This window comes from Synechococcus sp. R5-15 (assembly GCF_047462035.1).
Taxonomy (GTDB): domain Bacteria; phylum Cyanobacteriota; class Cyanobacteriia; order Thermostichales; family Thermostichaceae; genus Thermostichus.
Map to the genome: position 1 here is coordinate 46,948 of NZ_JANSIK010000039.1, position 11,289 is coordinate 58,236.

Sequence of the window (11,289 nt, forward strand, 5' to 3'; positions counted from 1 at the left end):
TTTGAGCTGTTGTTGTCCCGTCCCCCACCCCTACCTGAGCCATGGGCATTCGTACTCTCCGACCCTACACCCCCAGCACCCGTCACATGACGGTCTCTGACTTCGAGGAGCTGTCCCGTGACGAGAACGGCAAGCGGCCCAGACCGGAAAAGTCGCTGCTGCAATTTATTCACCGCAAGAAAGGGCGCAACAACCGTGGCGTCATCACCTGCCGGCACCGCGGTGGTGGCCACAAGCGGCTTTACCGCATCATCGACTTCCGTCGCGACAAGCGGGGGATCCCGGCGACCGTCAAAACTGTGGAGTACGATCCCAACCGTAGCGCCCACATCTGCCTGGTGGAATACGAAGACGGCGAGAAACGCTACATCCTCGCTCCCCGCAACCTACAGGTGGGATCCACCATCATGGCCGGGCCAGAGGCCCCCTTTGAGATCGGCAATGCCATGCCCCTGGAGCGGATCCCCTTGGGAACGGTGGTTCACAATGTGGAGCTGTATCCCGGTCGCGGCGGGCAGATCGTTCGCGCCGCCGGGGCTGGCGCTCAAGTGGTGGCCAGAGAAGGCAAATATGTCTCCCTCAAGCTGCCCTCCGGCGAAGTCCGCATGATCCGCGGCGAGTGCTACGCCACCATCGGCCAACTGGGCAACGTTGACCACAACAACATCAGCCTGGGCAAGGCGGGTCGTAGCCGTTGGTTGGGGCGCCGTCCCAAGGTGCGTGGCTCGGTGATGAACCCTGTGGATCATCCCCATGGCGGCGGGGAAGGGCGAGCCCCCATAGGCCGCAGTACCCCTGTCACCCCTTGGGGCAAGCCCACCCTGGGGTACAAGACCCGCAAACGCAACAAGCCCAGCAGCAAGTTCATCGTGCGCGGTCGTCGTCGCGGGGGCCGTCGAGACAAGGGCGGAAGGGCTGCTCAGTAGCCGCTGGCCATTCGCTCCCCGAAGCTTTTTCGACAGTGAATTGCTTATCAAACGGTTGAGGTTCTTATGGGACGTTCGCTGAAAAAAGGCCCCTTTGTGGATGCCAAGCTGCTTCTCAAGGTGGAGAAGATGAACGAGCGCAACGAGAAGCACATGATCAAGACTTGGTCGCGGGCCAGCACCATCTTGCCGGTCATGATCGGCCACACCATCGCCGTTCACAACGGCAAGCAACATGTGCCCATCTACATCACTGACCAGATGGTGGGTCACAAGCTGGGGGAATTTGTCCCCACCCGTACCTTCCGTGGCCACGCGGGTAGCGACAAAAAAGCCGCCCGCCGTTGAGATAAACAACGAGTAGGACAGTATTGAGCAGGAGGGAGAGCGCCATGGCTGATTCATCCCCTGAGGTTAAAGCGGTAGCCCGCTATATCCGCATGTCCCCCTTTAAAGTGCGGCGGGTGTTGGATCAGATCCGTGGGCGCACCTATGCCGATGCCCTGATTCTTTTGGAGTTCATGCCCTACGCTGCCTGTGAGCCGGTTCGTAAGGTGCTGCGCTCGGCGGTGGCCAACGCAGAGCACAACAACGGCTTGGATCCCCGGGATCTGGTGATCAGCCAGGCCTATGCTGATCAGGGGCCCGTCCTGAAACGGTTTCGCCCCCGCGCCCAAGGGCGGGCCTACCCCATTCGCAAGCGCACCTGTCACATCACCATCGCCGTCCGGCCCATAGAGGAAGCTGAAGCGGCGACGGCCTCTTAACCTCCTGTATTTCTAGCCCTTTACCCTTCAACCGACACCACCATGGGACAGAAGATCCACCCCACCGGTTTCCGCCTCGGCGTGATTAAGGAGCATCGCAGCCGCTGGTTTGCCGATCCAGCCCGCTACCCAGCCTTGTTACAGGAGGACGACCAGATTCGCACCTACCTGACCAAGCAACTGAGCAGTGCTGGTTTGGCCGATATCCAAATCGAGCGCAAAGCGGATCAAATTGACCTGGAGATCCGGGCTGCTCGCCCTGGGGTAGTTGTGGGTCGGGGCGGATCCAGCCTAGAGACTTTGCGCCAAGGTCTACAGAAAGAGCTGTCCGCGCTAGCGGGACAAAGCCCTGGTTCACGAGGTGGTGGCGAGCGAACCATTCGCATCAATGTAGTAGAGGTCACCCGTGCCGATGCCGAGGCGACCTTGTTGGCGGAAAACATTGCCCAACAGTTGGAACGGCGGATTGCCTTTCGCCGCATCGTGCGCCAGGTGATCCAACGGGCCCAGCGGGCAGGCGTACAAGGGATCAAAATCCAAATTGCCGGGCGTCTGAACGGGGCCGAGATTGCCCGCACCGAATGGACGCGGGAGGGGCGGATCCCTTTGCATACTTTGCGGGCCGACATCGACTACGCCGAGCACCTCGCCCACACCACTTTCGGCATCATTGGGGTCAAGGTCTGGGTCTTCAAAGGGGAAGTTCTGCCCGGGCAGGAACGCCACGAACAGAAGTTTCCCCTGCAACAGCCCAAACGTCGGCAGCAGCGGCGGCGGCCCACCTTCGAAGATCGCTCGGCTCAGGAGGCCTGAGGGCCAACACCGGAACGTCCAGGGATCCCTATCGCAGTTGACTTAAGGAACGGCCATGTTAAGCCCCAAACGCACCAAATACCGCAAGCAGCAGCGCGGGCGCATGAAAGGCAAAGCGACCCGTGGCAACCGCATCAACTTTGGGGAATACGGCCTTGTGGCCCTAGAACCCGCCTGGATTACAGCTCGACAGATCGAGGCCAGCCGTCGGGCCATGACCCGCTATGTTCGGCGGGGTGGCCAAATCTGGATTCGCATCTTTCCCGACAAGCCCGTTACTCAGCGAGCTGCTGAAACCCGCATGGGATCCGGCAAAGGCAACCCTGAGTACTGGGTTTGTGTCGTCAAGCCGGGCCGTATCCTCTTCGAAATGGGGGGAGTGGCAGAGCCCATCGCCCGCGAGGCCATGCGCCTTGCCGCCCAGAAGCTGCCCATTAAGGTCAAGTTTGTAACCAAAGCCGACTTTGAAAAGCCAGAGCCCGCCCAGGCAACGGCTTCAGAGGTGGCCACCAGCAGTGTATGAGGAGAGTTCAGCCATGCCCATGCCCAAAATTGCTGATGCCCGTGCCCTATCGGATGAAGAGCTGAGCAACGAAATCTACGCCGTCAAGAAAGAGCTGTTTGAGCTGCGTTTGCAGCAGGCCACGCGGCAGTTGAACCAGCCCCATCTCATCCGGCTGCGCAAACACAAGCTGGCGCAACTACTAACTGTGGAGGGAGAGCGTAAGCGGGGCAAACGCCCAACCAAGGAGGAGTAATGGCTGTTCGGGAGAAGATTGGCATTGTGGTCAGCAACAAGATGCAAAAAACGGTGGTTGTTGCCGTAGAAAATCGGGTCGCTCACCCGAAGTACGGCAAGATCGTCGTCAAGACCAAGAAGTTTAAGGCCCACGACGAGGAAAACCGCTGTCAAGAAGGGGATCTGGTGCGCATCACGGAAACCCGTCCCCTTAGCCGCACCAAGCGTTGGCAAGTTGCCGAAATCCTGAGGGAGGTGAAGAAACTATGATTCAGCAGCAAACTATGCTGACGGTGGCCGACAACACCGGTGCTCGCAAGATGATGTGTATTCGCGTGCTGGGCAGCAGTGGCCGTCGCTACGCCAGCTTGGGCGATGTGATCATTGGTGTCGTCAAGGATGCCCTGCCCAACATGCCCGTCAAAAAATCCGATGTTGTCAAGGCCGTTGTTATCCGCACCGTCGATACGGTACGTCGCCCTGACGGCATGTGCATCCGCTTCGACGACAATGCTGCCGTGATCATCAACAATGATGGCAATCCCCGTGGAACTCGTGTTTTCGGCCCTGTAGCCCGCGAGCTGCGGGAGAAAAACTTCACCAAGATCATCTCCCTGGCCCCGGAGGTACTCTGATGGTTCGCCCCCTCAAACCCAGCCAAATTCAGCGCCTAGTTCGGCGCCCCGGCATTCGCAAGCACCGCAACAGCCTGCGCTACAAAATGTGTATCAAGCAAGGGGATACCGTGCAGGTGATCTCCGGCGATGACAAAGGCAAAATCGGCGAGGTGCTGCGCGTTTTTCCCGAGCGCAACATGGTTTTGGTGGAAGGGGTTAACATTGTTACCTACCACCGTAAACCCCAGCGAGAAGGGGAAAGTGGCCGAATTGAGACCAAGGAAGCTCCCATTCCCGTCTGCAAAGTGATGGCCTATTCCAAGAAGCAGGAGGTGGCCAGCCGTATCGGCTATCAAATCACCGCCGATGGTCGCAAGGTTCGCGTCCTTAAGAAAACGGGTGAGATTCTCGACTAAGCTTTTGATCCCTTTCCACCATTGGTTTGGCTCTGACCCAGCCCAGAGCCACAAGGAGAAGCCACCATGCCCCAGCGTCTGCAAATCCACTACAACACCGTCATCGTCCCCAAGCTGCAAAAGGAGTTGGGCTACACCAACATCCACCAGGTGCCCCGCCTGGAGAAGATCGTGATCAACCGCGGCTTGGGGGAAGCTTCCCAAAATGCCAAGGCTCTGGAATCCTCCATTGCCGAGATCAGCGCCATCACCGGTCAGCGTCCGGTGATCACCCGCGCCAAAAAGGCAATTGCCAGCTTCAAGATTCGCAAGGGCATGCCGGTTGGCCTGATGGTAACCCTACGGCGGGAGCGCATGTATGCGTTTTTGGATCGCCTGATCAACATTGCTCTGCCCCGTATCCGTGACTTCCGCGGCGTCAGCCCCAAAGCCTTTGATGGACGAGGCAACTACACCCTGGGCATCCGCGAACAACTGATTTTTCCCGAAATCAACTATGACTCTGTAGATCAGTTGCGAGGTATGGATATTTCAATTGTGACCACTGCTAAAACCGACGAAGAGGGCCGTGCCCTGCTCAAAGCGTTTGGCATGCCCTTTGCCTCCTAGGTTGCCCACCCTGACTTTTCTTGATCTGCATCGATCTTCCGAGGAGCACTGACCCACCGATGGCCCACACCAACGACACGATCGCCGATATGCTCACCCGCATTCGCAATGCCACCATGGCTCGGCACGAGTCGGTGGCAGTTCCGGCCACCCGCATGACCCGCAGCATCGCTCGCGTTCTTCATGAGGAAGGGTTCGTCAGCGAATGGAAGGAGGAGGGAGAAGGGATCCAAGCCCGGGTGGTGTTGCGATTGAAGTACAAGGGCAAAGGCCGCAACTGCAGGCCCATCATCAATGGCTTAAAGCGGGTGAGCCGACCCGGCCTGCGGGTTTACCGCAACCACAAAGAGCTGCCCCGAGTGCTGGGAGGAATTGGGATCGCCATCATCTCCACCTCCAACGGCATCATGACCGACCGGGAGGCTCGTAAGCAGGGCATTGGTGGTGAAGTCCTCTGTCTTGTCTACTAGACCTTAAGTTTTCTCTGGTCAGGAGTTTTTCCCATGTCCCGTATCGGTAGACGCCCCATCGCCCTTCCTGCCAAGGTGGAGATCCAGATCGACGGCCAACACATTGCAGTGAAAGGCCCGAAAGGTCAACTGTCCCGCAGTTTGCCGCCCTTGATCACAGTCCAGCAAAACGCTCAGATGCTCACGGTCAGCCGTCTCAACGATTCTCGTCCTGCCCGCCAACTGCACGGCCTCTGCCGCACTTTGGTCGCCAACATGGTAGACGGAGTGTCCAAGGGATTTGAGCGGCGGCTGGAATTGGTGGGCGTGGGCTACCGGGCTGCCATCCAAGGCAGCAAGTTGGTTTTGAACGTCGGCTACAGTCACCCTGTGGAGATCCCCTTTCCCCCCGGCATCCAAATTGCCGTTGAGGGAAACAACATCATTGTTGTCTCAGGCACAGATAAAGAACTGGTGGGCAATACTGCCGCCCGCATCCGAGCGGTCCGGCCTCCGGAGCCCTACAAGGGGAAAGGGATCCGTTATCTAGGGGAACAAGTTCGCCGCAAGGCAGGTAAATCGGGGAAAGCGAAGAAGTGAATAGCCTATGAAAACCAGCCGCAAAATCACCACCCAACGTCGTCATCGACGCATTCGCCGCAAGGTCTTTGGCACTGCCGAGCGGCCTCGCCTGGCCGTGTTTCGCTCCCATCGACACATCTACGCCCAGGTGATCGACGATGTAGCCCAGCATACCTTAACCTCCGCCTCCACCTTGGACACGGAGCTGCGCGAAAAATTCAAAGAAACCGGGACGGCTACTCAAGAAGCGGCTGCCTTGGTGGGCCGCTCAGTTGCTGAACGAGCCTTACAGATGGGCATTTCCCGCGTGGTTTTCGATCGGGGGGGCAAGCTTTATCACGGGCGCGTTCAAGCCCTGGCAGAAGCTGCCCGAGAAGCAGGGTTACAGTTCTAGCTACTGAGGACACAGCACATGGCTGAGCAGAGGGAACGTCGCAGAAGCAAGAAAAGCCGCGAAGAGCAACCCACCGAGTGGCAAGAGCGGGTCATCCAGATTCGGCGCGTCACCAAGGTGGTCAAGGGCGGCAAGAAGTTGAGCTTCCGCGCTGTGGTGGTGGTCGGCAACGAGCGCGGCCAAGTCGGGGTTGGCGTAGGCAAAGCCAACGACGTGATTGGAGCAGTACGCAAGGGGGTTGTGGACGGTAAAAAGCACCTCATTGAGGTGCCCCTCACCAAAGGTTTGTCCGTACCCCATCCCATGCAGGGGGCAGGCGGCGGTGCCACTGTCTTGGTCATGCCAGCAGCTCCTGGCACAGGAGTCATTGCAGGGGGGGCAGTCCGCACCGTTCTGGAGCTGGCGGGTGTACGCAACAGCTTGGCCAAGCAACTGGGATCCAGCAACCCCCTCAACAATGCCCGTGCTACCATCGATGCGCTGCGGCGGATGCGTACCTTTAAGCAGGTGGCCCAAGACCGAGACATCGATGTGCGCCGCCTATTGGGCAAGTGATGGACAGGTGATATTGAGCAAGTGAGCTAGAGGTAGACATGCGACTGGAAGACATTCGGCCTCAAGCAGGTTCGACGCGGCGGCGGCGGCGGCTAGGTCGTGGCGTTTCTGCCGGGCAGGGGGCCTCCTGTGGCAAGGGGATGCGGGGGCAAAAGGCCCGCAAGGGGGGTGGTACACGACCCGGCTTTGAAGGGGGGCAGACTCCCCTCTACCGGCGTTTGCCCAAGCTTAAGCATTTCCCCCGCTACACGCGGCGTCTGGAATACACCCTGGTCAACCTGCGCGCCTTGGCGGATCTGCCTGCCGGCAGCGAGGTCAGCCTGGAAAGCCTGATGGAACGAGGGATCGTCACCACCAACGATGGCCCGCTGAAGATCTTGGGAGATGGGGAAGTCAGCGTGCCCCTGACGATCAGGGCGGCGGCTATTACCGCTTCAGCCAAAGCCAAGATCGAGGCAGCCGGAGGTCGGGTGGAAATCTTGGGATCCTAGACCGCCCCTTCCCGTTGCTCTGGCCGGCTTCTGCCGGGTGGCGCTGAGTTGCACTTTTTTGATTTTGCTTTGATTTTGCCGACTGCTCCACCAGCAGCGTAGAGTGGTAGATAGCTAACCTTGCCCTTTGCTCCCGCGAGATTCTCTTCCCTATGGTTGACACACGAGGTTCCGCCCCCTCTGCCCAAGAGACCTTTATGCAGATGGCTATGGCCTCTGGCCTGCGCAGCCGTCTGTTTCTCACCTTGGGCTTGCTGCTGTTGGTCAGACTGGGCATTTACATCCCCATTCCCAGTATCGATCGGGCCCGCTTTGCTGCCGAAGCTGCCAACAGCCCTGTGTTTGGCTTGCTGGATGTCTTCTCCGGCGGGGGGATTTCTGCTTTGGGAATTTTCGCCCTTGGGATCCTGCCCTTCATCAATGCCTCAATTATCATGCAGTTGCTGGTCTCGGCCATTCCAGCCTTGGAGAACCTGCAGAAAAACGAGGGAGAACAGGGGCGGCGGCAGATTTCTCAATACACCCGCTATGTCACCTTGGTTTGGGCCATCATCCAGGGCATTGGCATTTCCTTTTGGGTGCGGGAGTTTGCCAGTACCACCAATGAGTTGGCCTTCATGGCCTCCACCACCTTGGCTCTGGCGGCAGGATCCATGTTTGTGATGTGGCTGGGAGAGATGATCACGGAGAAGGGGGTGGGAAGTGGCCCTTCGCTCTTGATCTTCGTCAACATTGTTGCCACTCTGCCCCGTGCCCTCGGACAGACTATTAGCCTGGCCCGTGCCGATAGCAGCACCATCGGTGGCATCTTGCTGTTGCTGGCAATCTTTTTGGCCACCATTGTCGGCATTGTCTTTGTCCAAGAAGGCAGCCGCAAGATCCCGATCGTCTACGCCAAGCGCCAGGTGGGCAACAAGCTGTTCCACGAGCAGAAAAGCTATCTGCCCCTGAGGCTGAACCAGGGGGGGGTGATGCCGATCATCTTCGCCTACTCGGTGATGTCTCTGCCTTTGGCCTTGGCCCAGTACACCCAAAACCCGACCTTGGTGCAGGTGGCCAACTTCCTATCCCCCACCTCCTGGTTCTACATTCCCTTCTATTTCGTGCTGATCCTCTTTTTCAGCTACTTCTACACCTCTTTGCTCATCAACCCGGTGGATCTGGCTCAAAACTTGAAGAAGATGGGAGCCAGCATTCCAGGGGTACGCCCGGGCAAGGCCACTGCTGAGTATGTCGAAGGGATCCTCAACCGGCTGACGCTGCTGGGGGCTTTGTTCCTGTGCGCGGTGGCCATCATCCCGACGACGGTGGAACGGGCAACCGGCATCACCACTTTCCAAGGTTTGGGGGCGACCTCGCTGCTGATTTTGGTGGGGGTGGCGATTGAGACCTCCAAGCAGATCCAGACTTATGTCATCTCACAACGCTACGAAGGGATGGTCAAACAGTAGTGCCGAGGTTGATCTTTCTGGGGCCGCCGGGGGCGGGCAAAGGTACACAGGCGGAGCGGCTGGCGGCCATTTACCACACGCCCAAAATTTCCACAGGCGATCTGTTGCGGGCCGAGGTGAAAGCCCAAACGCCCCTGGGGTGCCAGGCCAAGGTTTACATGGATGCGGGAGAGCTGGTGCCCGACGAGGTGCTGATCGGAATGGTGAAGGGGCAGTTGCAGCAATCTCCAGAGCAGGGCTGGATCCTAGATGGATTTCCTCGCACCTTAGCCCAGGCAGAGGCCTTGGAAGAGCTGCTGCAAGAGCTGGGCCAAGATTATGACTACGTCCTCAACTTGGAGGTGCCGGATGAGGTGGTGGTGGCCCGGCTGCTGGCCCGGGGCAAGGAACAGGGGCGCAGCGATGATGCGGATCGGTCGGTGATTCTCAAGCGTCTGGAGGTCTATCGGCAGCAGACGGCTCCCCTAATTGATTTTTATGAGGCCAAGGGGCGCTTGCAGCGGGTCAACGGCAACCAGCCGATGGAATCCGTACAGGAACATCTGCAGGCTCTTTTGGAAGGCTTCAGGAGGACGGCGTGATCAGAGCAGGAGCTGGAAATCCCTCCCAGCGGCGGGGCATGCAGCTTATTGAGATCAAATCTCGCCGCGAAGTGGAGAAAATGCGGCGGGCCGGTCGGGTGGTGGCCCAAGTATTGCAGGAGATCGCGGAGCGCCTAGAGCCGGGCTGGACTACGGCAGATATCGATACCTATGCTGAGAGACGGGTGGCCCAACTCAATGCTTTGCCCAGTTTCAAGGGCTACTACGGCTTTCCCGCCTGCGTTTGTGTCAGTGTCAACCATGAGGTGGTGCACGGGATCCCCAGTCCCCGTAAAGTGGTGCAGCCGGGAGATGTGGTCAAAGTGGATTTTGGTGCCATCGTCGAGGGCTGGCATGCGGATTCCTGTATCACCATCGGCCTGGAACCCCTGAGCGACGCAGCCCGGGATCTGATCGATACAGCGGCCAAGGCCCTGCAGACGGGCATCGACCACGTGCGCCACGGCGTTTGGCTTCAGGATGTCTCAGGTGCCATTGAAGATTACATCGAGGGGCGGGGCTACTCGGTGGTGAAGCAGTATGTCGGCCACGGGGTGGGGCGCAACCTGCACGAGGAGCCGCAATTTCCCAACTATCGCACCCGCGATCTGCCCAATCCCAAGCTGCGCTCCGGCATGACGGTGGCCATTGAGCCGATGGTGAATGCGGGGGGAGAGGCAACCCGAGTGTTGCCAGACCAGTGGACGGTGGTCACGGTGGATGGCTCTTGGTCGGCTCAGTTTGAGCACACGGTCTTGGTTACCGAGTCTGGAGCAGAAATTTTGACCGATCGCACGCCTTTTCAGTCCTAAGGGATCCCCTGATGAAGGACTGCAACGGTTAGGATAGAAGAGATGGAGTATATTTTCATTTCTTAACAGCGCGTGTCGTCGCGGCTGTGGATTGTTCTGTTGTTTGTTATGTCGTTTTTGGGAGGGCTCATTGTCTAAGGAAGATGCCATTGAAATGGAGGGGGTTGTTACGGAATCCCTGCCCAACGCCATGTTCCGAGTGGATCTGGACAACGGCTTCAACGTGCTCGCTCATATCTCCGGCAAAATTCGCCGCAACTACATCAAGATCTTGCCCGGCGACCGGGTTAAGGTGGAGCTGAGCCCCTATGACCTCAACAAAGGGCGCATCACCTACCGCCTTAAGAAAAAGTAAGTTCCCCAGCCGGGCTGCTGAGCATGAAGGAGCTGAGCCAAGTTCTCAAGACCAGCCTCTGGGCTACAGTCGGCGGCTTGGGTGCTCTAGCCGTTCTCAACGCTTGGATCTCTTCCCAAACTCAACCTCTGCAGAGCCTGTTGCCGGGAGAGGAAAGGCACCACTTCTGGCGGGGTCATCGCCTGTTTTACAAGGTCATGGGATCCGGCCAGCCGTTGTTGCTGGTGCACGGCATTGGGGCAGGCTCCTCCAGCTATGAGTTTCGTGCCATTATGGCGGAGCTGGGGCAGCACTATCAAGTCTATGCTCTGGATTTGTTGGGGTGGGGCAACTCAGAACGTCCAGATTTGAAGTACACCGGCAGCCTCTATGCCGAGATGATCGGGGATTTTGTCCAGCAGGTGATCGGGCGACCGTGTCACGTCATTGCCAATTCCCTCTCGGCAGGGTTTGCGCTGCGCTCGGCCCGTCTACAACCCCACCATTGGCAGAAGCTGCTGCTCATCGCCCCTCTGGGAGACAACAGCCTCATCCCCGATGCCCTCGGGATCCCTTTGGCTCAGATTGCCTATGGATTTCTCAGCCTGCCCGTTTTGGGGTTGGCTTTCTACAACGGCATCACCGCCCCCTGGAGTGTACGCTTGTTTACAGAGCAGAGCTTGTTCTGATACATTTACGCTGAACACTGCTGAACATCACTGTTCAACTATGCAGCGATAGCATTCTGTTTGT

Annotated in this window: 20 protein-coding genes; all 20 read left to right on the plus strand. The window is 58.5% G+C overall.

What is annotated here, in order from left to right:
• Nucleotides 1-41 precede the first annotated feature (41 nt).
• The 20 genes from rplB to NW839_RS04170 all read left to right on the plus strand — a co-directional run bounded on the left by rplB (nucleotide 42) and on the right by NW839_RS04170 (nucleotide 11,225).
• A complete protein-coding gene (gene rplB / locus NW839_RS04075) occupies nucleotides 42-926 on the plus strand; it encodes a 50S ribosomal protein L2 (protein ID WP_414349595.1) in 885 nt (294 codons plus the stop codon).
• A gap of 66 nt (nucleotides 927-992) precedes the next feature.
• Nucleotides 993-1,274, plus strand: coding sequence for a 30S ribosomal protein S19 (rpsS, locus tag NW839_RS04080; protein WP_414331934.1), 282 nt, complete (start codon nucleotides 993-995; stop codon nucleotides 1,272-1,274).
• Nucleotides 1,275-1,318: 44 nt separating this feature from the next.
• Nucleotides 1,319-1,693 (plus strand): 50S ribosomal protein L22, encoded by a 375-nt coding sequence (gene rplV, locus NW839_RS04085; RefSeq protein WP_011434157.1) that lies wholly within the window; start codon nucleotides 1,319-1,321, stop codon nucleotides 1,691-1,693.
• A gap of 42 nt (nucleotides 1,694-1,735) precedes the next feature.
• Complete coding sequence (gene rpsC / locus NW839_RS04090) at nucleotides 1,736-2,506, plus strand: 30S ribosomal protein S3 (protein WP_011434158.1); 771 nt, start codon at nucleotides 1,736-1,738, stop codon at nucleotides 2,504-2,506.
• Nucleotides 2,507-2,561: 55 nt separating this feature from the next.
• The gene (rplP, locus tag NW839_RS04095) at nucleotides 2,562-3,029 is read left to right on the plus strand and encodes a 50S ribosomal protein L16 (protein WP_011434159.1); all 468 of its coding nucleotides are present in this window, start codon (nucleotides 2,562-2,564) and stop codon (nucleotides 3,027-3,029) included.
• A 13-nt stretch (nucleotides 3,030-3,042) separates the two neighbouring features.
• On the plus strand, nucleotides 3,043-3,264 hold the full coding sequence (gene rpmC, locus NW839_RS04100) for a 50S ribosomal protein L29 (RefSeq protein ID WP_011434160.1): 222 nt from the start codon (nucleotides 3,043-3,045) through the stop codon (nucleotides 3,262-3,264).
• Nucleotides 3,264-3,515, plus strand: coding sequence for a 30S ribosomal protein S17 (rpsQ, locus tag NW839_RS04105; RefSeq protein ID WP_011434161.1), 252 nt, complete (start codon nucleotides 3,264-3,266; stop codon nucleotides 3,513-3,515). Before rpmC ends, rpsQ begins: the two co-directional genes overlap by 1 nt.
• Nucleotides 3,512-3,880 carry a 50S ribosomal protein L14 gene (gene rplN / locus NW839_RS04110; protein ID WP_011434162.1) on the plus strand — a complete coding sequence of 123 codons (369 nt, stop codon included), beginning with the start codon at nucleotides 3,512-3,514 and terminating at the stop codon, nucleotides 3,878-3,880. Before rpsQ ends, rplN begins: the two co-directional genes overlap by 4 nt.
• Nucleotides 3,880-4,278, plus strand: a complete 399-nt coding sequence (gene rplX, locus NW839_RS04115) for a 50S ribosomal protein L24 (protein ID WP_414349594.1) — start codon at nucleotides 3,880-3,882, stop codon at nucleotides 4,276-4,278. The genes rplN and rplX overlap by 1 nt, the downstream gene beginning before the upstream one ends.
• A gap of 66 nt (nucleotides 4,279-4,344) precedes the next feature.
• The gene (gene rplE, locus NW839_RS04120; RefSeq protein WP_414328930.1) at nucleotides 4,345-4,887 is read left to right on the plus strand and encodes a 50S ribosomal protein L5; all 543 of its coding nucleotides are present in this window, start codon (nucleotides 4,345-4,347) and stop codon (nucleotides 4,885-4,887) included.
• Nucleotides 4,888-4,946: 59 nt separating this feature from the next.
• Nucleotides 4,947-5,357, plus strand: coding sequence for a 30S ribosomal protein S8 (gene rpsH / locus NW839_RS04125; protein WP_011434165.1), 411 nt, complete (start codon nucleotides 4,947-4,949; stop codon nucleotides 5,355-5,357).
• Nucleotides 5,358-5,390: 33 nt separating this feature from the next.
• Nucleotides 5,391-5,936, plus strand: a complete 546-nt coding sequence (rplF, locus tag NW839_RS04130) for a 50S ribosomal protein L6 (protein ID WP_011434166.1) — start codon at nucleotides 5,391-5,393, stop codon at nucleotides 5,934-5,936.
• Nucleotides 5,937-5,943: 7 nt separating this feature from the next.
• Nucleotides 5,944-6,312 carry a 50S ribosomal protein L18 gene (gene rplR / locus NW839_RS04135; RefSeq protein WP_414349593.1) on the plus strand — a complete coding sequence of 123 codons (369 nt, stop codon included), beginning with the start codon at nucleotides 5,944-5,946 and terminating at the stop codon, nucleotides 6,310-6,312.
• 18 nt (nucleotides 6,313-6,330) lie between these two features.
• Nucleotides 6,331-6,867, plus strand: a complete 537-nt coding sequence (rpsE, locus tag NW839_RS04140) for a 30S ribosomal protein S5 (protein WP_414344276.1) — start codon at nucleotides 6,331-6,333, stop codon at nucleotides 6,865-6,867.
• A gap of 38 nt (nucleotides 6,868-6,905) precedes the next feature.
• Complete coding sequence (rplO, locus tag NW839_RS04145) at nucleotides 6,906-7,358, plus strand: 50S ribosomal protein L15 (protein WP_414349592.1); 453 nt, start codon at nucleotides 6,906-6,908, stop codon at nucleotides 7,356-7,358.
• 152 nt (nucleotides 7,359-7,510) lie between these two features.
• Nucleotides 7,511-8,809, plus strand: coding sequence for a preprotein translocase subunit SecY (gene secY, locus NW839_RS04150; protein ID WP_414349591.1), 1,299 nt, complete (start codon nucleotides 7,511-7,513; stop codon nucleotides 8,807-8,809).
• Nucleotides 8,809-9,390 carry an adenylate kinase gene (locus NW839_RS04155; RefSeq protein ID WP_011434171.1) on the plus strand — a complete coding sequence of 194 codons (582 nt, stop codon included), beginning with the start codon at nucleotides 8,809-8,811 and terminating at the stop codon, nucleotides 9,388-9,390. Before secY ends, NW839_RS04155 begins: the two co-directional genes overlap by 1 nt.
• 38 nt (nucleotides 9,391-9,428) lie before the next feature.
• Nucleotides 9,429-10,202 carry a type I methionyl aminopeptidase gene (gene map, locus NW839_RS04160; protein ID WP_414349590.1) on the plus strand — a complete coding sequence of 258 codons (774 nt, stop codon included), beginning with the start codon at nucleotides 9,429-9,431 and terminating at the stop codon, nucleotides 10,200-10,202.
• Nucleotides 10,203-10,332: 130 nt separating this feature from the next.
• Nucleotides 10,333-10,557 (plus strand): translation initiation factor IF-1, encoded by a 225-nt coding sequence (infA, locus tag NW839_RS04165; RefSeq protein WP_011434173.1) that lies wholly within the window; start codon nucleotides 10,333-10,335, stop codon nucleotides 10,555-10,557.
• A 23-nt stretch (nucleotides 10,558-10,580) separates the two neighbouring features.
• Nucleotides 10,581-11,225: an alpha/beta fold hydrolase gene (locus NW839_RS04170; RefSeq protein WP_414349589.1), complete on the plus strand. Its 645-nt coding sequence runs from the start codon at nucleotides 10,581-10,583 to the stop codon at nucleotides 11,223-11,225.
• Nucleotides 11,226-11,289: the final 64 nt, after the last annotated feature.

Coding starts and splice junctions, on each gene's coding strand:
- rplE (WP_414328930.1), top strand. CDS start 4,345: ATGCCCCAGCGTCTGCAAATCCACTACAACACCGTCATCGTCCCCAAG.
- rplB (WP_414349595.1), top strand. CDS start 42: ATGGGCATTCGTACTCTCCGACCCTACACCCCCAGCACCCGTCACATG.
- rpsQ (WP_011434161.1), top strand. CDS start 3,264: ATGGCTGTTCGGGAGAAGATTGGCATTGTGGTCAGCAACAAGATGCAA.
- rplF (WP_011434166.1), top strand. CDS start 5,391: ATGTCCCGTATCGGTAGACGCCCCATCGCCCTTCCTGCCAAGGTGGAG.
- rpsE (WP_414344276.1), top strand. CDS start 6,331: ATGGCTGAGCAGAGGGAACGTCGCAGAAGCAAGAAAAGCCGCGAAGAG.
- rpsC (WP_011434158.1), top strand. CDS start 1,736: ATGGGACAGAAGATCCACCCCACCGGTTTCCGCCTCGGCGTGATTAAG.
- rplV (WP_011434157.1), top strand. CDS start 1,319: ATGGCTGATTCATCCCCTGAGGTTAAAGCGGTAGCCCGCTATATCCGC.
- rpsH (WP_011434165.1), top strand. CDS start 4,947: ATGGCCCACACCAACGACACGATCGCCGATATGCTCACCCGCATTCGC.
- rpmC (WP_011434160.1), top strand. CDS start 3,043: ATGCCCATGCCCAAAATTGCTGATGCCCGTGCCCTATCGGATGAAGAG.
- rpsS (WP_414331934.1), top strand. CDS start 993: ATGGGACGTTCGCTGAAAAAAGGCCCCTTTGTGGATGCCAAGCTGCTT.
- rplX (WP_414349594.1), top strand. CDS start 3,880: ATGGTTCGCCCCCTCAAACCCAGCCAAATTCAGCGCCTAGTTCGGCGC.
- rplR (WP_414349593.1), top strand. CDS start 5,944: ATGAAAACCAGCCGCAAAATCACCACCCAACGTCGTCATCGACGCATT.
- rplN (WP_011434162.1), top strand. CDS start 3,512: ATGATTCAGCAGCAAACTATGCTGACGGTGGCCGACAACACCGGTGCT.
- NW839_RS04170 (WP_414349589.1), top strand. CDS start 10,581: ATGAAGGAGCTGAGCCAAGTTCTCAAGACCAGCCTCTGGGCTACAGTC.
- secY (WP_414349591.1), top strand. CDS start 7,511: ATGGTTGACACACGAGGTTCCGCCCCCTCTGCCCAAGAGACCTTTATG.
- rplO (WP_414349592.1), top strand. CDS start 6,906: ATGCGACTGGAAGACATTCGGCCTCAAGCAGGTTCGACGCGGCGGCGG.
- rplP (WP_011434159.1), top strand. CDS start 2,562: ATGTTAAGCCCCAAACGCACCAAATACCGCAAGCAGCAGCGCGGGCGC.
- map (WP_414349590.1), top strand. CDS start 9,429: ATGCAGCTTATTGAGATCAAATCTCGCCGCGAAGTGGAGAAAATGCGG.